The following is a 19,191-nucleotide window of genomic DNA, read 5'->3' on the forward strand; positions in this document are numbered from 1 at the left end:
CATCGTCCCAAGGCCCAAGGAACACGCCGATGAACGCGCTTGTCGAAAAGCTGAAATCCATCGTCCGCGAGACCAATGCCACAGACATAAGGGCGGCCTTCGCGGCCAATCCGCAGCGGTTCGCCCGCTACAGCATCACGCTCGAAGACTTCCTCTTCGATTATTCCAAATGCGCGGTGAACGACGCCGTGCTGGACGGCCTGGAAGAGCTTGCCCGCAAGGCCGGCGTCGAGACGAAGCGCGACGCGATGTTTGCGGGCGAGATCATCAACATCACCGAAGAGCGCGCCGTGCTGCACACGGCCTTGCGCAACCGCGCCAACACGCCCGTCCTCGTCGAGGGCAAGGATGTCATGCCCGACGTCAATGCCGTGCTCGATGCGATGGGCGCGTTTTCCGATGGCGTGCGCTCCGGCGCCCTGAAAGGCGCAACGGGCAAGAAGATCACCGACGTCGTCAATATCGGCATCGGCGGCTCGGATCTTGGCCCCGTCATGGCGACGCTGGCGCTGGCGCCCTATCACGACGGGCCGCGCCTGCACTTCGTCTCCAACATCGACGGCGCGCATATCGCCGACACGCTGAAGCTGCTGGACGCGGAAACGACGCTGTTCATCGTCGCGTCCAAGACCTTCACCACCATCGAGACGATGACCAATGCCGCGACCGCGCGCAGGTTCATCGCCGACGCGCTGGGCGAGGCCGCGGTCGGCAGCCATTTCTGCGCGGTCTCGACGGCGCTCGACAAGGTCGCGGCCTTCGGTATTAGCGCCGAACGCGTCTTCGGCTTCTGGGACTGGGTCGGCGGCCGCTATTCGATCTGGTCGGCCATCGGCCTGCCGCTGATGATTGCCATCGGCAAGGAGAACTTCGCCGATTTCCTGGCCGGCGGCCATGCCATCGACACCCATTTCCGCACCGCGCCGATCCGCGAAAACATTCCCATGCTGCTCGGCCTGATCGGCTATTATCACCGCAACGTGCTGGACTATCCCTCGCGCGCGATCCTGCCCTATGACCAGCGGCTGTCGCGCTTTCCCGCCTATCTCCAGCAGCTCGACATGGAATCGAACGGCAAGTCGGTGACGATGGATTCCACGCCCGTCGAAGGCCAGACCGGCCCGGTCGTGTGGGGGGAACCCGGCACGAACGGCCAGCATGCCTTCTACCAGCTGATCCACCAGGGCACGGCCATCATTCCGGCCGAATTCATGATCGCGGCCAACGGCCACGAGAAGAGCCTGCGCCACCAGCACCAGCTGCTGATCGCCAATTGCCTTGCGCAGTCCGAGGCGCTGATGAAGGGCCGCAGCTTCGCGGAGGCGAAGGCACAGCTCACCGCCAAGGGCATGGGCGAGGCGAAGGCCGACCGGATCGCGCCGCACCGCGTCTTCTCCGGCAACCGCCCCTCCATCACCATGGTCCACGACAGCCTGACGCCCTTCGCGCTCGGCCGGCTCATCGCGCTCTACGAGCATCGCGTGTTCGTCGAAGGCGCGCTCTTCAACATCAACTCCTTCGACCAGTGGGGCGTGGAGCTCGGCAAGGAGCTGGCGACGGGCCTGCTGCCTGTCGTCGAGGGCAAGGAAAGCGCGGCCGGACACGACTCCTCCACGGCCGGCCTCGTCGCCGCACTGCTGAAGGCGGCGAAGTAGTCAACTTTATCTTTGCCGCATTGTCCGACGCCGAAGCGATCCCGCTTCGGCTGGACATGCTCTAACGAAGGCTGAGGCGGCGTGCCGCAAAAGAACCGCGCGGCACGCGGGCGAGATTGCCCAGAAATTCCAGCGCGCAGGCACGCCAGCTATAGGTCGCGGCCCTGTTGAGTGCGACGTCCTTGGGGATATCGAGCGCGGCGAGTGCCGCCGCCCGCAGGTCCTCCGACAAGGCGCCGGCATCGCCCAGCACGTCGCGCGGGGCCGTTACCGGGAAGGCGGCGACGGGAACGCCGCTGGCAAGCGCCTCGAGCATGACATTGCCGAACGTATCCGTGCGGCTCGGGAAGACGAAGACGTCGGCGGAGGCATAGATGCTCGCCAACTCCTCGCCGGTCTTGCGGCCGAGGAAATGCACATCGGGATAACGCTGGCGCAGCGTGGCGAGATCAGGCCCGTCGCCGACGACGACCTTGCTGCCTGGCAGGTCGAGACCGAGGAAGGCCGGCAGGTTCTTCTCCACCGCAACGCGCCCGACATTGAGGAAGATCGGCCGCGGCAGGCCGAGATCCCGGCGCCTGGCGGGATCGAACAGCTTGGTATCCACGCCGCGCGACCAGCGCTTGATGCGCACGAAACCGCGCGCGGCCATTTCCGCGCCCAGCGATTTCGTCGCCACCATCATGCCTTCGCCGGCATTGTGGAAGCGGCGCAGCCACCAATAGCTCCAGCTTTCGGGAATGGGCAGGCGGGCGCGGATGAATTCCGGAAACCGTGTGTGATAGGCCGTCGTGAAGGGCAGCCGGCGGCTGAGGCAGGCACGGCGCGCCGCCATGCCGAGCGGGCCCTCGGTGGCGATATGGATATAGTCGGGCGCGATCGCCTCGATCTCGGCGAGCACGCGACGCGCGGAGGCTAGCGCCAGCCGGATTTCCGGATAGGACGGCAGCGGCACGGTCGCGAATTTTTCCGGCGTGAGGAAGACGACCTCGACCCCCTCCTCCGCCATCGAGCGCGCCAGTTCCTCCAGCGTGTGCACGACGCCGTTCAGTTGCGGCCGCCACGCATCGGTGACGACGAGCACGGTGGGTGCCGGTGCATCAGGGCTGACGGAGGCATGCTGGTCGGGGACGTGCTGTTCTCGCATGCCCCCTTTGATCACGTTGCGATGACAGCCGCGTGAAGGTGGCTGCCGATCAGGCGAGGCCGATCTCGTTCGCCCAGGGGGGATTGGCGCCGGCGCGGGAGACCGTGACCGCCGCGGCCTTGGCGCCGAGCGCCAGCGCCTTTGCGATCTGCTCTTCGTCGAGTTTCGCCACCTGTTGCTTGGTGAGCAGGTTCTGCATCTTGAGCGAGGCCAGCACGCCGGCATCGAAGGTGTCGCCGGCACCGACCGTATCGACGACGCTGACGCGTTCGCTCGGCACCGTGACCTTGTGCTCAGCCGTGTAGCCGATCGCCCCGTCGGCGCCGCGGGTCACGACGACGAGCCTGGCGCCGTGGTGCAGCCAGTAGCGGGCGAGCGCATCCTCGTCGCCATCGAGACCGAACCAGGCGAGGTCCTCATCGGAGAACTTGACGATATCGGCCATCGCCGCCATCCGGCGGATGCGGGCCATATGGGCGTCCTTGTCCTTGATGAAGCCGGGGCGGATGTTGGGATCGAGCGAGATGACGCGCTTCTCGTGCTCGCGCTCGAGGAGCGCCTCATAGGTGGTGCCGCAGGGTTCCGGGATGAGGCTGATCGCGCCGAAATGCAGCGCCTCGCACGTATCGCCCAGCGCCGGAAGCTCGGCCTCGGTGATCATGCGGCCGGCCGTGCCCTCGTCGTAGAAGGCATAAGTCGCGTGGCCGTCGACCAGCTTGACGAAGGCGACCGTGGTCGGCCGCGACAGCGTTGCGCAGTAGCTGTAATCGACACCGCTTTCGCGCAGCGTCTTGCGCAGGATGTCACCCATCATGTCATCCGACAGGCCCGTGAAGAAGCCTGTGGGCACGCCGAGGCGGCCGAGCGCGATGGCCGTGTTGAAGATCGCGCCGCCGGCATAGGGCGCATAGGCATCCTCGCCGAGCGTCGTCGTCCGCGGCAGCATGTCGATCAGCGCTTCACCACAACACAGGATCATCGAAAGTCCTCCAACCGAATTTCAATCGATTTAAACAATCACGGCGGAAAGCGCCAGCGCTTTTTAGGATGTCGGCAGTTCCGAGACGCCGCCATGGGCGGCCGACCAGGCCAAGGGCGCATCGAAGAAGGCGGAGACGGAGGCGAGCGTCGCATCGTCGAAGAGCTTTTCCTGTCGGGCGACGGCCAGAACGTCGCGCCAGGTCGCGACGTGATGCAGCTTCACGCCGCCATTGGCATAGCGCGCCTCGGCCTCCTTGAAGATGCCGTAGTAGAACAGCGACATGCCGTGATCGACCACGCCGCCGGCCGCGCGGATCGCGTCGATGAAGGTGAACATCGAGCCGCCGACCGTGACGAGATCCTCGATGACGAGCACGCGCGCGCCTTCCGCCATCACGCCCTCGATCTGCGCATTGCGGCCATGGCCCTTGGGCTTCTTGCGCACATAGATCATCGGCAGGCTGAGACGGTCGGCAAGGAGGGCGGCGAAGGGAATGCCGGCCGTCTCGCCGCCGGCGATCACGTCGATACGCTCGAAGCCGACATTGCGGGTGAGGGTCGCGGCGGCGAAATCCATGATGGCCGAGCGGATGCGCGGATAGGACAGGAGCTTGCGGCAATCCATGTAGACCGGGGAGGCCATGCCGGAGGCGAGCTTGTAGGGCTCTTCCGGGCGGAAATGCACCGCCTTGATCTCCCAAAGCATGCGGGCCATCAGCTCCGCCATCACATCTCGGTCCGGAAAGGAATTGGAAAACATCGGCATCTCCCGCAGGGTTCTATCCCCGTGCGCATAGCAGCAAGAGTGGCGGCTTTCCAGCGTTCAGACAACGAAAAACCCTTCCCGGGGAGCGGGAAGGGTTTCTGGAGGATCAGAAGGATAGTCGGGTTCAGGCTGCGCGGCGGGCGTCGACGGAGATCGAGCCGGGGCCGAAGGCGGCAAGCACGAGGAAACCGCCGGCAATCGTGATGTTCTTCCACATCATCAGGCCGTTGAAGACCGTGAGCAGGCCATTTGCGCCTGCCGGGAAGTCCGGAATGTTGATCGCGCCGCTGTGGAAGGTCAGCGCGGTGAACACGCAGAAGGCGGCGAGCAGGTACGCCGCGATCCTCGTCTGGAAGCCGACGAGGATGAAGAGGCCGCCGACGAGTTCGAAGATACCGGCGATATAGGCGAGCGCGGTTGCGGCCGGCAGGCCGGCACCGGTGATCATGCCGGCGGTGCCGGCGGGATCGGTCAGCTTGCCAAAGCCCGAGGTGATGAACATGAGGGCGAGGAGGATGCGTCCGACGAGGACGACGGCGTTCTGCGGCATGGAAAGCTCCTGAGGCTTCGTTGTTTGCGTTGACGACAGAGATAACAGCTTTCATTCGTCAAGCTAGCCGGTCGTTCGGAAGACAGATTGTTCACTTTTTGAGAACGACTTCCTGTTTCCGCAGGAACAGCCCGGGGCATGGGACCGTGGGAGAACGGCGCCTGTCGCCTGCCTGCCGGAGAGATCATGCGCCTGACCCTGCTCGCCCTCGCTCTTGCCGCCGTTTCCTTCACCTTCACGGCTGCGGGCGCGTCCTACGGCGAAGGCTATCGCGCGCACGACCCGCAGAACTGCGTCACCAAGCGCTTTCGCATGGCGGACGCCCATGGAAGGACTGTTACGAAGCGCGTGCGTATCTGCGGCTGACAACCGCCAGGGCACGTTCTTTTCTGTTGCATGCGCCCGGCCGCTGGGCGAAGATTTCCGCCGGCTGGCGTATTTCGGCCGGCCGGGGACAGCGGACATGAACGAGATCAACAAGAGCGCCGCATTCTGGCGCTCCTTTCCGATTTTCGAAGGTTTCAGCAAGGAGACGATCGGCGATATCGCTGGGATCGCGACCTATCGCAAATGGCCGGCGGGAACGGTGATCTTCCAGCGCGGCGACGAGGGCACCTATCTCATCGTGCTGGTCACCGGCCGCATCAAGCTTTCCCTCATCACGCCACAGGGCAAGGAACTGTCGCTGCGCCAGCTCGAACCCGGCGCCGTGCTCGGCGAGATGGCGATCCTCGACGGCCAGCCGCGGTCGGCGGATGCCACGGCGGCAGTGGCGACGGAGGGCTACGTCATCGCCAAGCGCGATTTCCTCGACCTGCTCGCCCGCAACCCGGCGGCCGCACAGGCGGTCATCCACTATCTCTGCACCAAGCTGCGCGAAACGACGGAGCAGCTCGAAACCATCGCGCTCTACGATCTCGATGCGCGGGTTGCCCGCTTCTTCCTCGCCACGCTGCGCAACATCCACGGCGAGGAGCTGCCCGACAGCGCCAATCTCCAGATCGCGCTGAGCCAGACGGAAATCGCCGGCATCCTCGGCGCGAGCCGGCCGAAGATCAACCGCTCGATCCTCGCGCTGGAGGAAGCCGGCGCCATCCGGCGCAAGGACGGGATCATCCAGTGCCATGTCGGCCGGCTTTACGGCATCGCCGAGCCGGACGACGACTAGGCTGCCGAAAGCAATGATCGCAAAGAAATACAGGCCCCTCGCCGCCGGCCTCATTGCCAGCCTTGCCGGCGCACTGGCGCTTCTCGCCCTGGGCGAGACGGCGCTGGAGCGGCAGCGCGAGTTCTATTTCGACGCGCTCACCCAGGCCGTTCCGGCCGCGCGGAGCGACCGCATCGTCGTCGTCGATATCGACCGCAAGGCTTTCCAGAGCGTGCCGAACCGCGACTGGACGCGCGCCGAGACGGCGACGCTCGTCGAACGGCTTGCGACCGCCAAGCCCACCGCCATCGCCTTCGACTTCATCTTCAGCACGGATTGCGCGCCCGACGTGCCGGCCAATGCCGCGCTCGCGGACGCCATCGGCAAGGTGCCGACCGTCCTCGGTTTCCTGATCGGCGAAACGCTTGACGGTGCGCCGCATCCCGTGCCGAAGCTTGCGCTGCACCGGCCTGTCAACGTGCCGGATCTCTGGTTCATCGAGGGCACGGAAAGCTCGTGCACCTTCCTGCAGGATCGCTCGACGGCAGCCGCGGCCGCCTTCCTGGTCGGAGACGAGGATGCGGTGGTGCGCCGCGTGCAGGCCTATGCGATCATGGGCAACGCGGCCTATCCGGCGCTCGGCGTGGAGGTGGCGCGGCTTGCGGCGGGCGCCCGCACGCCCGTGCTGGGCGGCGACCCCACATGGCTGCGCCACGACGGCCGCGTCCTGCGGCTCGACGAGGACGGCAGCCTGCGCTTCGTCGCAAGCGGCGGCGCGACCATCGCCGCACGCACCTTCTCGGCGGCCGATGTGGTGGCCGGCACTGTCCCGGCGGAGACGCTCACCGGCAAGGTCGTGCTGATCGGCAGCAGCCTGCCCAATCTGGGTGGGCTGCGCACCAGCGCGTCCATGCCCCTCGAGCCGTCCGTTCAAATCCACGCCGATCTGGCGGATGCCATCCTGACCGATACCATTCCCACGCGCGATCCGCTTCTGCCACCCGTCGAAGCCGGCTTTGCGCTGCTGGCAGGCGCTGCGGCGGCGCTTGCGGCGGCGCGTCTGCGGCCGCTCGGTGCCGCGGTTGCCGGGCTCGCCCTGGTCGGTCTCGTCTTCGGCGCGTCGGTGCTGCTCTATGCCCGCACCGCGCTGCTTTCCGATGCGATTGGCGTGTCGCTCATCGTCGCCACGGCCGCCCTCGTCACCGGTCTCATGCAATATGCCCATGTGCGGCGGGCGGAGGCGACGGCGCGGCAGCGCTTCGCGCAATATCTGCCGCAATCCGTGGTTTCGCGCTACATCGACAATCCCGACATGGGGCGCGTGGCGGGCGAGGCGCGGCAGGTCACGGCGCTCTTCACCGATATCGAGGGCTTCTCCGCGCTGGCGCAGAAGATCGGCCCGCACGATCTCGTCAAATTGCTCGACATCTATTTCGCCGAGGTCAACGCGCTCGTTGCCCGCCACGGCGGCATGGTGGACAAGGTGGTGGGCGATGCGGTGCATGCGCTCTTCAACGCGCCGGATGATCTGGAAGGCCATGTCGACAAGGCGCTGGCCTGCGCCGACGGCATCCGCGCGCTAACCGAGGAGATGCGCCGCCGGCCGCTCTTCCTCGAACAGGCCTTCGGCCGGACCCGGATCGGCATCGAGACGGGCGACGCCGTGCTCGGGGAAGTCGGTGCCGGCGGCAAGCTCGACTACACCGCCCATGGCGACGCGGTAAACCTCGCCGCGCGGCTGCAGGACGCCAACAAGTTCCTGGGGACGCATATCTGCGTCGGTCCACGCGCGGCCAGCGAAGCCAGCCGGACACTCCGGGCCATCGGCAGCCACGAGATCCGGGGCTTCGGGACGATGGAGCTGTTCACGCTCGACTAGAGCATTTCCGGTGAACTCCGGTTCACCGGAAATGCTCCAGATTCCTGTTTTTACCGCCTTATCCGGCGCCCACACTCGCATAGGCTTCGCGGATGCGCGCCTCGCTCCATCGCGCCACCGCCGTGGGCGCAGCACCGGGTGCGGCAAAATCCACGCCCTCGCCGCGGCCGACCCGTCGTGTCACGCCACCGCCCGTGACCTCGACCAGCCCATGTTCCACGAAGACGGCGAAGGCGGCACCGCGGCTCGGGCCGGCGAAGAACTTGGTGCCGCGCACGCCGATCATGCCGAAGGCCGTGCGCATGGTGAAGTCGATCTTGGCGAGACCCTCCGCGCGGTCGAACATCATCTGGCCGGTGCCAAGTTCGATGGTTCCGCCCTGCCCCGCGATGAAGCTGTCGATCAGCAGTTCGGTCTCGCTGCCCAAAAGCAGGCTCGTCTCCTCGCCGAGCGCCAGGGCCGCGAAGCTCTCCTTGCCCGTTGTCACGAAGTCGCGGTCCATGAGGCTCGCGCCGGCGCTGAGGCCTTCCAGATGGCCGGCCTGCCGGCGCGTGACGTCGCCCGTGATCTTCACGGCCTTGCCGATGACGGTGCTGGCCCGCGCCGCGCAAACGCCGGCCCCCATGAGCGCAAGCGCGCCCCCGGCCAGGAAAAGCCGTCGCCCGAAAAGACCTGGGTTCAATGCATGGAGCGGTCGCATGACATGTCTTTCGCTTCGATATATGTGGCGCGGACTTGAACCGATGGCGGGCGCGGCGTCAACTGCTCCCCTTGATGGATCATCCCCGTTATGCGCCGATCCGGCCGCGCCCTCTGTTTCCGAGGAGACATCTCCGTCCTGCCGCGCGCAGGCCGATCCCCGGTCAGACGATCTCGCCGGCCTGGGGGCCCCAGGTGTCGGTCATGGCGAAACCGTTTGCCAGCGGGTCGGTCGGATCGAGCGCGATCTGGTGCAGGCCGAACGTCCAGCCGCGGCCTGTGATGCTGGGAATGATCGCCGGGCGGCCGGCAACCACGGCCTCCGCCTCCAGTCCGACCTCGAATTCCGTGCCGATGATCGAACGCGAGCGGAACGTGTCGCCGACCTTGGCAAGGCCGCGGGCATGAAGCGTGGCGAGGTTGGCGGAATTGCCGGTGCCGCAGGGCGAGCGGTCCACGCGGCCCGGCCACATGGTGGTGGCGGTGCGCACGAGACCATCAGGGTCGCGATCGCGGAACATGACATAGGCGATGCCGCTGATCTCGGGGATCTCGGGATGAACGACCTTCATGGCGCGGTTGATGAGATCCTTCAGCACCATGCCGGCATCCACCAGCGTGCGTGCATTGGCCTTGTCGATCCTGGTGCCGATCTGTTCGACATCCACAAGCGCATAGAAGATGCCGCCATAGGAAATGTCGAAGCGCACGCGGCCCCAATGGGGCGTGTCGATCTCCACGTCCAGCGCCTCGACGAAGGACGGCACCATGGTGAGCCGGACCTTCTCGCAGCGCCCGTCGCGGCAGGTAGCCGTCGCCTTGACGAGGCCGGCGGCGGTGTCGAGCACGACGACCGTCTCCGGCTCCTTCATCTCGACGATACCGGATTCCAGAAGCGCCGTGGTGACGCAGATCGAATTCGAGCCCGAGGAAGCATGCGCCTGATCGGCCTGGAGGATGATGAACCCCGCATCGGCCTCCGGGCGCTTGGCGGGCAGCAGCAGGTTGACCGAACCCGTCGCCGCCGCGCGCGGTTCCAGGCACAGAAAGCGGCGCAGGCTGTCATCGACCGTGTTGATGTGATGGAGCTGCTCGGCGATCGTGTTGCCGGGGATCTTCGGCACGCCGCCGATCGCCACCTTGCCGATCTCGCCCTCGCAGTGAACGTCCAGCAGCTGGATCGTGCGCTTCCATTTCATGTCGTTCTCTCCGCTTTCACCGGCCGGCCGGCTTTCCTATTCTGATATATCAGATTGCCGCCCGTTCCAACCGCTTTTCACGCTGCCGGTTTGCACGATACGAAAGGGTCTGCACAGCACGGGACCCTCCATGACAAAACTCATCGTCTTCACCGACCTGCACATGGTGCCCGAGGGCGCCAGGATCATCGGCCTCGACCCTTATGCCAGGCTGCTTGCGGGCATCGAGCACGTCAACCGTCATCATGCGGATGCCGACCGGGTGATCTTCATGGGCGACCTGACGCATCGGGCCGATACGCCCTCCTACGAGCGCCTGCGGGACCTTCTCTCGCTGCTGACGCCGCCGGCCGCCATCACCATCGGCAACCACGATCATCGCACGCGATTCTTGGAAACCTTTTCCCATGTGCAGCCGGACGAAGATGGCTTCATCCAGCAGGTGATCGATTTCGACGACTGCCGCGCCGTGCTGCTCGACACCCTGTTTGCCCCGCCCTACGACTATCCGATGAGCCATGCGGGCTATCTGTGCGAAATGCGCCTCGCCTGGTTCGACCGGGCTCTGGCCGGCGCAGGCGGCCGGCCCGTACTCATCTTCATGCACCACCCGCCGCACAAGACCGGATTTACCGGCATGGACGCCATTCGCCTGGGCAATGAGGATGCCTTTTACGAGCGCGTGCTGAAACACGGCAATGTGCGCCACATCTTCGCCGGCCACGTGCACCGCACGATCGGCGGATCGCATCGCGGCATTCCCTTCTCCATCTTCAAGAGCCCGGTGCATCAGCAGCCGATGCCTTTCGACACGCCGGACACCTCGCTCTCGGTGGACGAGCCGGCCGCCTACGGCATCGTCGTGGTGACGCAGGACGGGTTGCAGGTGCACAACGAGGATTACGAGATCGCCGGGCGCGACGTGGACATCGCCTGACGACCGTTACGGCAGCGGTGGATCCGGCCCGGACGGGCCGCCGCATCACTGTCCCACAGCGGTCGTCGTGGTGTCTTCGACGGAGTTGCCGAGGCGCCGCCACTGGTCGTTGTAGTTGCGGCGCGTCACCGGATCGAAGACGGCGATGGGTGTCGAGACCGCGATGCTCGCGGCGCTGCCGACGGTCTGCGCCGTGCCGAGCGCGACCGCGCCGATGCGCTCGCCGAGACCGACTTCGGAATCGGTCACCGACTGACCGTCGATCAGGCGATTGCCGATGAGGCGAACCACTTCCGGGCTTTCGGCGAATTTTCCGTGGTTAAGGCGGTCGCCGGATTTCAGTGCCGTCAGGTCGAGCACGGTAATGCCCTGCTTTTCCAGCATGGTGCGGTAGGGCTCTTCGGCCGGGTTGATCTGGCCGAGCCGGTCGATATTGCCGGAGATGCGGCGCGACAGCGTCAGCGCGCGGTCATCGCGGGACACGAAGAGCGTGAAGTTCGGGCGATCCTTCTTGTCCTTGCCGATGGCCCGCATCTGCTGGCCGAACACATCGACGTCGAGATCGGGCGACGCGAGAATGACCTGCTGGATCTTCTTCGGCACGCGACCGTCGCGGATCGCCATCTGCCGCAAGGTCTCAACGGCAAGCCAGGTGCCCATGGAATGCGCCATGATGGTGATTTCACCGACCTGAGGCGTATTGACGGCAGCCCGCAGCAATTCCTCCAGCGCATCGCGCGAATAGTTGGTGCTTTCCTTGTCGTAGGAATAATCGAAGATGCTGGCGCGCGACGGCCAGGTGAAGATGACAGGCGCTGCGTCGGTCTTGGAATCGTGCACGATCTGCGCGAAGCGATAGACGGCATCCTCGTAGCGATTGTTGAAGCCGTGCACGAAGATCAGCACCCGGCGGCTCTTCGGCAGGTTGCGGCCGAGCCAGCCATTGGCGGCCTTCGCACCATCGATCGGCTTCACGCTGACCGTGGAGAAATCCTTCATCGGATCGGCAGGCAGCTTCTTGGGCCATTGCACCTGGCCGACCTTGCGCTTGTCGTCAGGCGGTATCGAAACGACGATGTCGCTGACCGCGAGTTCCGAGCCGCGCTCGCCGGAAAAGAGAACGCCGGGTTGGCTGGACGGCGCGCGCGTGGTGGCGACCAGCAGGTCGACGGTGGAGACACCAGGAACGACCTTGCCGCTCGGCACCAGAACGCCCTCCGGCCGGCCGGCGCAACCGGCCAGCACGATGAGCCCGGCGAACATCACCTTTCGCACCATGCGCGGCACCTCGCGGTTCGTCATGTCCCGCTTCCTTCACTTTCCCGTTTCGCCGGCGCCTGAAAGCTCCGTCCGATCCTGCTTAGCCGAGCGGCAGGCGCTTTTGAAGAGAAGCCGCGCCGGGGCACGATCACAGCCGCGCGAGGAACCGCCCCCGTGACATATCGGTCACGGCAAAAATGGCTCACGACCGCGGCAGGGGCGCGTGACTATCAGCGAATTGCAGAATGTGGATTGAAGAATGGCGCACCCGAAGAGATTCGAACTCCTGACCCCCAGATTCGTAGTCTGGTGCTCTATCCAGCTGAGCTACGGGTGCGCTGGCAGTGGCGGGCGTATTGCCCGGCTGCGAGGCGGTTCTCTAAAGGGTGCTTCGGGTTATTGCAAGCGCCTTTCGGAGAAAAATGTATTTTTTTCATTGCGGCGCCCTGTGCCGACGCGGTCAGGCGCGGTGGCGGAAGGCATCCAGCGGGACGGGGCGATCGGGAAGCTCGATGCGGAAAAGCGTGCCCGGCGTGACCTTTTCCACAAGCGCGATGGTGCCGCCATGCGCCAGCACGAGCTCACGCGCGATCGCCAGCCCCAGCCCCGTCCCGCCGGAGCGGGCGGAGCCGCGGAAGGCCGTGAACAGGTTCTCCCGCGCCTTCTGCGGCATGCCGGGCCCGTTGTCCTCGATGGCGATGGACACGACGCTGCCGGTGCGGATGCCCGTCACGATGACGGTCCGTCGCTCCGCAGCGATCTCCTGCGACAGCGCTTCCACCGCGTTGCGGCAGAGATTGTGGATGACGCGGAAGAGCTGCTCACCATCCGCATCCACCTGAAGGGCGGGCTCGACCTCTACGACGAAATCGATATCTCCGCGCGTGTCCAGAGCCAGCACTTCGGAGACCTCCTGCACCAGCGGCCGCAGCGAAACGAATCGGCGGCGCGGCTCCGGCTCGCGCATGCGGCCATAGGACATGACCTCGTTCGTGTAGCCGACGGCGCGGTCGATGCTGCGCAGAAGTTTTGGCGCGACGCGCTTGACCACGGGATCGTCGACATCCGACAGGCGGTCGGACATCAGCTGCGCGGAGGAGAGGATGTTGCGCATATCGTGGTTGATCTTCGAGACCGCGAGGCCGAGATCCGCGAGGTTCTTCTGTTCTTTCAGCGTGCGCTGCAGGGTCTGCTGCATGGCCGCCAGATGGATGCCTGCGACGGCGATCTCGTCGCGCCCGCCCGATGGGCGCAGGACGCGGGCGGGATTGGACGGATCGGCGGCGAATTCGCGGATATTGGCCGTCATGCCGCGCACCGGGCGGATCAGCAGGCGGTTGAGCGCGAAGAAGATCGGGGCGGCCGTGACGAGCGAAATGAACAGAGAGAGGAAGAAGACGTTGCGCGCATAGCGCAGCATGGCGCGGCGCAGGGCGCCATCTTCGAGCAGCAGCTCGATGCGCGTGGTCGTCTCGCCAACCGGGCCGTAGACGCGGATGACGCGGTCGCCGCCGAAAAGCAGCGTATCGAAGGCATCGTAGACAGCGGCCGGCGTCGAGACATCCGAGAGGTCATATTGCTCATCGACCGTCGGCGGCATCTCGACCGCAGCGACCATGCGCGAGGCATCGGCCTTCTTCAGCACGATCGCCTTGGCACCCGTCGCCATCAGCGTCTCCTGCTGCACGGAGCGCGGCAGTTCCTGATCGGGCAACCCTTCGATGACGACGCTGGCGGCCGCCGCAGTGTTCAGGCGGTCACGCAGCCACATCAGCCGCATATTGGCGACCGACGGCACGAAGATCAGGATTTCCGCGATCAGCACGAAAATCGCCGTGACGAGGAGAAGCCTGCCGGAAAGCCCCGACAGGAAACCGACTTTCGGCACCGGCATCTCGGCCAAGGACGGCGTCCCGTCTCTGTCCACCATGTCTCAACTCCCGGGCCCGGCCACATGATGCGCCCAAAACACGCACCGCTCGGCGGTGCGTTCTCGATAACGACCACCAGCCAATTATAGGAGATTGCGGCAATTTTTCCAACGGAGCGCAGGGCAACGGAAAACGCGGCGATCTCGCGACCGCCGCGCTCTATTTTCAGGCGCGCGCGCCGTTGATCAGAACTCTTCCCAGTTCTCCTGGACCGCGGCGGCCGACGTGGCCGCGGCGCCGCCGCCGAAGGCGCGGGCAACATTGCCCATCATGCGGCGGGCCGGTGATTCGACCGGGCGCGTCTCCGTGCGGGCAATGGCAATGCGCGGCATCGCGTCGCCCGTGCGGAAGCGGGCGACCAGGTCGGCGAGGCCATCGGCTTCCGCCTTGAGCTTGTGGGTCGCAGCCGAGGTCTCCTCGACCATGGCGGCGTTGTGCTGGGTGACCTGGTCCATCTGGTTGATGGCGGTGCTGACTTCCTGAAGGCCGGTCGCCTGCTCGCGGGCGGCGGTGGCGATGGAGTGGATGCGATCGTTGATGGTCACGACGCGGCCCTCGATGTCGGTCAGCGCGGCACCCGTCTCCTGCACGTATTTGACGCCGACCGACACCTCGTCGGAGGACTTGGTGATCAGCCCCTTGATGTCCTTCGCGGCGCTGGCGGCACGCTGTGCGAGTTCGCGCACTTCCTGCGCGACCACAGCGAAGCCCTTGCCGGCCTCGCCCGCGCGGGCAGCCTCGACGCCGGCATTGAGCGCCAGCAGGTTGGTCTGGAAGGCGATCTCGTCGATCACGGAGATGATCTGGCTGATCTCGGACGAAGCCTGCTCGATACGCCCCATGGCATCGATGGCGTTGCGCACGATGGTGCCGGACTGCTTGGCGCTCTGGGTCGCCTCGGCGACCATGCGGCTCGCCTCGCCCGCCTGGTCCGTCGAGTTCTTCACGGCGACGGTGATCTCGTCGAGCGCGGCGGAGGTTTCCTCAAGGGCTGCGGCCTGCTGCTCGGTGCGCTTGGACAGATCGTCGGATGCGGTGCGCAACTCGCCGGAATTGGCGTTGATCGCATCGGTGGACGACCGCACCTCGCGCATCGTGCGCTGGAGCGTGGCGAGTGTCGTGTTGACGTTTTGCTGCAGTTCGGCGAAGGCGCCGCGGAAACTGCCGCTCATGGTCTGCGTGAGATCGCCCTCGGCCAGCGCGCCGATGACGCGGCGGGTTTCGGCAATGCCTTCCTCGACGCTGGCGACCAGTTCGTTGACGCTGCCTGCGAAGCGGTTGAGGTCGTCGTTGTCGTAATCCTTGCCGATGCGCGAGGAAAAGTCACCGGCCGCGGCGGCATGGACGACGGTGGCGATGGAGGACTGGAGGTCGGCGCTCTTCTCGCGCAGAACCTGCTCCTGCGCATTGAGATCGCGCACGGTAATCGCGTTCTGGCGGAAGACGGCGACTGCTGCGGCCATTTCGCCGATCTCGTCCTGACGGCCCGCATAGGGCACTTCCGTCGCGAGGTCGCCGCCCGCAAGGCGGTTCATCGTGTCCGTGACCTTCTGGATCGGCCGGCTCAATTCGTTGGTCGCAATGTAGAAGGCTGCGCCGCCACCCACGGCCAGGCCGACGCCGATCGTTCCCAGAACCAGGGTGAGCATGAGCGTTTCGAATGCGGCGACGTCGCTTTTGATCGCGCTCAGATTGGCGTTATCGGTTTCGACGACGGCGTCGATTTCCTGCTGGAACGCCTTGCGGTTTGCGCGGTTGCTCTCGTTGTTGCCCTGCTCGTTGGCAGCAACGGGTGAAACCTGCGTACCAAGGCGTGCCGTTTCCGAGCGGAAGGTGCGGAATTCGGCGGCACGGGCCACGACCGCGTCGAAGGCCGCCTTCTGCGATTCCGGCACCAGCGGGCGCCAGTCGTTCAGCGTCTTGTCGATGCCATCGAGCTCCTTGCTGATGCCGTCGGCGAACTTCTTCGCATTCTCGCTGTCCTTGGAGGCGTAGATGCCACGGGCTTCCATCACCACGGCGGTGACCTGGCGGTTCAGATGCTCGCCGAGAAAGGCCCGGTCCGAGGCGTTCTGGTAGCGCTCGAGCTTTGCGCTGTACTCTGACACGACATGAACGGCGATGCCGCCGACGAGTACAGAAATGAGCCCCATCACGCCCACGATGAGATAGATTTTTCCCCGAATTTTCACGTCATGCTCCACTAGGTAAGCGGTACGGCAAGATGGCACGATCCAGCTCACCCCCTCGGGGCAAAATGTAAATTTCAAAGGTTAATTAGATTTTTATGAAAATCCCCCGGATGTTGGGCATACGCGCCTTCACGGAGCGAATATCGAAGAAGAATGGCCGCTGATTTCATCTCATGCCGCTCGTTTCACGCCGGCGAAAGCGTTAACGCGCCGGAATTGCACAACCCTTGAGGGAAAGGACATTAACGATTGTGATCCGCCGCTCTCCCGCAGGGCCACAATTGACTTTCGACCGTTTTTGCCCTTATAAGCCGCCCACGTTCGGAAAGCTCGGCTTCCCGTGAGGGGATAACCGTTGCCGGACAGAAACGCTGCTTGCTAAAACGCAAACCCAAGAAGGGCCGCACACCGCGGTATTAAATAAATGTCCAAGCGTACCTACCAACCCTCCAAGCTTGTCCGCAAGCGTCGTCATGGCTTCCGTGCCCGCATGGCAACGAAGGGCGGCCGCAAGGTCCTCTCCGCTCGCCGCGCACGCGGTCGCGCTCGTCTCTCGGCTTAAGCCGTGCCTGCCCGAACAGAGGCGACGGGCATATGACGAAAACTGTTGGAAAATCCACTGTCGGACGGCTGAAAAGCCGTCCGCAGTTTCTTTTTGTGCGCGAGGGCGAGCGCCGCAAGGGACCGCTGTTCCTTCTGGAAGTACGCGACCGGCAGATGCCGGAGGAAGCGCCCCGCGTCGGCTTCACCGTTACGAAGAAGCATGGCAATGCCGTCGAGCGCAATCGCATGCGCCGCCGCCTCAAGGAGGCGGTGCGGCTATCCGCCGGGTTTGCAATGGAGCCCGGACACGACTATGTGGTTGTCGCCAGACGGGACGTGTTGCACGCGCCCTTCAAAACCCTCGAAGCGAGCCTGAAAGACCGGATCGCAACAGGTAAGAAACAGAAGCGGCAGCAATCCTCAGCTGCTCCCGGGAAAGAGTGATGGAAAAGAACCGCAATTATTTCGTGGCGATCGCACTGTCCGTGCTGATCCTCGTCGCCTGGCAGTTCCTGTATGTGAACCCGAAGCTGGAAAAGGATCGCGCCGCGCTGGAAGCCCAGCAGGCTGCCCAGACCCAGCAGCAGACAACGACGACGGCCGACGGCACGACGCCTGCGGTGAGCACGAGCGGGACGCTGCCCGGTGCGACCGCGACGGGCACGGCCACCGAGGCGCGTGACACGGCGCTTGCGAAATCCGCGCGCATCGAGATCGACACGCCCGCGCTTGCCGGCTCCATCAACCTGACGGGCGCACGCTTCGACGACCTGAAGCTCAAGGAATTCCACGAGACGGTCGACAAGTCGAGCCCGATCATCACCCTGCTCAGCCCGGCCGAAACCGAACACGGCTACTTTGCCGAAATCGGCTATGTCGGCAGCGATGCGACCGGCACGGTTCCGGGTCCCCAGACGGTGTGGACGCAGGACGGCACCGGCAAGCTGACGCAGACGACCCCGGTGAAGCTGACCTTCACCAACGACAAGGGCGTTACCTTCGCCCGCACCGTCTCGGTCGACGAACATTACATGTTCACCATCACCGACAGCATCGAGAACCGCACGGATGCGCCCATCGCGCTGTCGCCCTACGGCCGCTCGACGCGCTTCTTCAAGCCGACCGACCCGTCGGTCTACGTGCTGCACGAAGGCTTCATCGGCGTGCTCGGCGAGCTCGGCCTGCAGGAAGTGAAGTACAGCAAGACCGAGGACAACACGACCGTCACGCCCGGCAAGGCGACCGGCGGCTGGCTCGGCATCACCGACAAGTACTGGGCGACGGCGCTCGTTCCGCCGCAGGCCACGCCCTATGAGACGCGCTTCTCGCACTTCACCGACGGCCGTTCGCGCTACCAGGCGGATTATCGCCAGGACGACATCACCGTCGCGCCGGGCCAGACGGTCGAAGTCAAGAACCTGTTCTTCGGCGGCGCCAAGGAAGTGCCGATCATCGACCAGTACGAGAAGACCTATGCGATCCCGCAGTTCGACCTGATGATCGACTGGGGCTGGTTCTGGTTCTTCACCAAGCCGATGTTCCAGCTGATGGACTTCTTCTTCCGCTACTTCGGCAATTTCGGCATCGCGATCCTCATCACCACGATCGTCGTGAAGGGCCTGTTCTTCCCGCTCGCCAACAAGCAGTACGCTTCCATGGCGAACATGAAGAAGATGCAGCCGAAGATGGAGGAGCTGAAGGCCAAGCACGGCGACGACCGCATGGCGCTGCAACAGGCCATGATGCAGCTCTACAAGGAAGAGAAGATCAACCCGCTGGCCGGCTGCTGGCCGATCCTCTTGCAGATCCCGGTGTTCTTCGCGCTCTACAAGGTCATCTACGTGACCATCGAGATGCGGCACGCACCGTTCTTCGGCTGGATCCAGGACCTGTCCGCGCCCGATCCGACCTCGATCTTCAACCTGTTCGGCCTGCTGCCGTTCGCGGTGCCGCACATGCTGATGATCGGCGTGTGGCCGATCATCATGGGCATCACCATGTTCCTGCAGATGCGCATGAACCCGACGCCGCCGGATCCGACCCAGGCAATGATCTTCACCTGGATGCCGCTGGTCTTCACCTTCATGCTGGCGACCTTCCCGGCCGGCCTCGTGATCTACTGGGCCTGGAACAACACGCTTTCGATCATCCAGCAGGCGATCATCATGAAGCGCCAGGGTGTGAAGATCGAGCTGTTCGACAATCTCAAGAGCCTGTTCGGGAAGAAACCGAAACCATCCTGACGACAGGTCAGCCGACGATTAAAAAACCCGGCCTCGCGCCGGGTTTTCTTTTGCCACGGCAC

Annotated in this window: 17 protein-coding genes and 1 tRNA gene; 8 read left to right on the plus strand and 10 right to left on the minus strand. The window is 64.9% G+C overall.

The genetic code is table 11. The annotated features are described in order from the left end of the window. Window positions 1–29 precede the first annotated feature (29 nt). Window positions 30–1,655 carry a glucose-6-phosphate isomerase gene (pgi, locus tag B5M41_RS14110; protein ID WP_134647833.1) on the plus strand — a complete coding sequence of 542 codons (1,626 nt, stop codon included), beginning with the start codon at window positions 30–32 and terminating at the stop codon, window positions 1,653–1,655. Between the two features lie 61 nt (window positions 1,656–1,716). Here pgi and B5M41_RS14115 read toward each other — a convergent pair whose 3' ends face one another. From B5M41_RS14115 to B5M41_RS14130, 4 genes are all read right to left on the minus strand, one after another. Beyond that, a complete protein-coding gene (locus B5M41_RS14115) occupies window positions 1,717–2,802 on the minus strand; it encodes a glycosyltransferase family 4 protein (RefSeq protein ID WP_134647835.1) in 1,086 nt (361 codons plus the stop codon). 49 nt (window positions 2,803–2,851) lie between these two features. After that, entirely contained in the window at window positions 2,852–3,781 is a 930-nt protein-coding gene (locus tag B5M41_RS14120) for a carbohydrate kinase family protein (protein WP_134647837.1), read from the minus strand. Between the two features lie 63 nt (window positions 3,782–3,844). Continuing rightward, window positions 3,845–4,543 carry an orotate phosphoribosyltransferase gene (locus B5M41_RS14125; RefSeq protein WP_134647839.1) on the minus strand — a complete coding sequence of 233 codons (699 nt, stop codon included), beginning with the start codon at window positions 4,541–4,543 and terminating at the stop codon, window positions 3,845–3,847. A gap of 130 nt (window positions 4,544–4,673) precedes the next feature. Next, window positions 4,674–5,099, minus strand: coding sequence for a DoxX family protein (locus B5M41_RS14130; RefSeq protein WP_134647841.1), 426 nt, complete (start codon window positions 5,097–5,099; stop codon window positions 4,674–4,676). Window positions 5,100–5,285: 186 nt separating this feature from the next. Between B5M41_RS14130 and B5M41_RS14135 the strand changes: the two genes are divergently transcribed. From B5M41_RS14135 to B5M41_RS14145, 3 genes are all read left to right on the plus strand, one after another. Continuing rightward, entirely contained in the window at window positions 5,286–5,465 is a 180-nt protein-coding gene (locus tag B5M41_RS14135) for a hypothetical protein (protein WP_134647843.1), read from the plus strand. Between the two features lie 97 nt (window positions 5,466–5,562). Then, complete coding sequence (locus B5M41_RS14140) at window positions 5,563–6,267, plus strand: Crp/Fnr family transcriptional regulator (RefSeq protein ID WP_134647845.1); 705 nt, start codon at window positions 5,563–5,565, stop codon at window positions 6,265–6,267. Between the two features lie 16 nt (window positions 6,268–6,283). Continuing rightward, a complete protein-coding gene (locus B5M41_RS14145) occupies window positions 6,284–8,125 on the plus strand; it encodes a CHASE2 domain-containing protein (protein ID WP_413713172.1) in 1,842 nt (613 codons plus the stop codon). A 58-nt stretch (window positions 8,126–8,183) separates the two neighbouring features. On the opposite strand, the gene B5M41_RS14150 is transcribed toward B5M41_RS14145, so the two are convergent. Beyond that, window positions 8,184–8,825 carry a FecR family protein gene (locus B5M41_RS14150; RefSeq protein WP_134647849.1) on the minus strand — a complete coding sequence of 214 codons (642 nt, stop codon included), beginning with the start codon at window positions 8,823–8,825 and terminating at the stop codon, window positions 8,184–8,186. Window positions 8,826–8,988: 163 nt separating this feature from the next. Next, complete coding sequence (locus B5M41_RS14155; RefSeq protein WP_134647851.1) at window positions 8,989–10,023, minus strand: proline racemase family protein; 1,035 nt, start codon at window positions 10,021–10,023, stop codon at window positions 8,989–8,991. A gap of 130 nt (window positions 10,024–10,153) precedes the next feature. Between B5M41_RS14155 and spdA the strand changes: the two genes are divergently transcribed. Beyond that, window positions 10,154–10,960 (plus strand): 2', 3'cyclic nucleotide phosphodiesterase SpdA, encoded by an 807-nt coding sequence (gene spdA, locus B5M41_RS14160; RefSeq protein WP_134647852.1) that lies wholly within the window; start codon window positions 10,154–10,156, stop codon window positions 10,958–10,960. A gap of 45 nt (window positions 10,961–11,005) precedes the next feature. On the opposite strand, the gene B5M41_RS14165 is transcribed toward spdA, so the two are convergent. The 4 genes from B5M41_RS14165 to B5M41_RS14180 all read right to left on the minus strand — a co-directional run bounded on the left by B5M41_RS14165 (window position 11,006) and on the right by B5M41_RS14180 (window position 16,343). After that, window positions 11,006–12,262: an alpha/beta hydrolase gene (locus tag B5M41_RS14165; protein WP_134647854.1), complete on the minus strand. Its 1,257-nt coding sequence runs from the start codon at window positions 12,260–12,262 to the stop codon at window positions 11,006–11,008. Between the two features lie 218 nt (window positions 12,263–12,480). After that, window positions 12,481–12,557 (minus strand) — tRNA-Arg (locus B5M41_RS14170). Window positions 12,558–12,680: 123 nt separating this feature from the next. Further along, complete coding sequence (locus tag B5M41_RS14175) at window positions 12,681–14,150, minus strand: sensor histidine kinase (protein ID WP_134647856.1); 1,470 nt, start codon at window positions 14,148–14,150, stop codon at window positions 12,681–12,683. A 186-nt stretch (window positions 14,151–14,336) separates the two neighbouring features. Then, complete coding sequence (locus B5M41_RS14180; RefSeq protein WP_134647858.1) at window positions 14,337–16,343, minus strand: methyl-accepting chemotaxis protein; 2,007 nt, start codon at window positions 16,341–16,343, stop codon at window positions 14,337–14,339. A gap of 424 nt (window positions 16,344–16,767) precedes the next feature. On the opposite strand from B5M41_RS14180, the gene rpmH reads away from it, so the two are divergent. From rpmH to yidC, 3 genes are read left to right on the plus strand one after another with little or no spacing between them, the layout of a single operon-like run. Next, window positions 16,768–16,905 (plus strand): 50S ribosomal protein L34, encoded by a 138-nt coding sequence (gene rpmH, locus B5M41_RS14185; protein WP_037405882.1) that lies wholly within the window; start codon window positions 16,768–16,770, stop codon window positions 16,903–16,905. Window positions 16,906–16,937: 32 nt separating this feature from the next. After that, window positions 16,938–17,330, plus strand: a complete 393-nt coding sequence (rnpA, locus tag B5M41_RS14190) for a ribonuclease P protein component (protein WP_134647860.1) — start codon at window positions 16,938–16,940, stop codon at window positions 17,328–17,330. After that, entirely contained in the window at window positions 17,330–19,129 is a 1,800-nt protein-coding gene (gene yidC, locus B5M41_RS14195; protein WP_167718913.1) for a membrane protein insertase YidC, read from the plus strand. The genes rnpA and yidC overlap by 1 nt, the downstream gene beginning before the upstream one ends. The last annotated feature ends 62 nt before the right edge of the window (window positions 19,130–19,191 follow it).

It is taken from the genome of Shinella sumterensis (assembly GCF_004514425.2).
GTDB classification, from domain to species: domain Bacteria; phylum Pseudomonadota; class Alphaproteobacteria; order Rhizobiales; family Rhizobiaceae; genus Shinella; species Shinella sumterensis.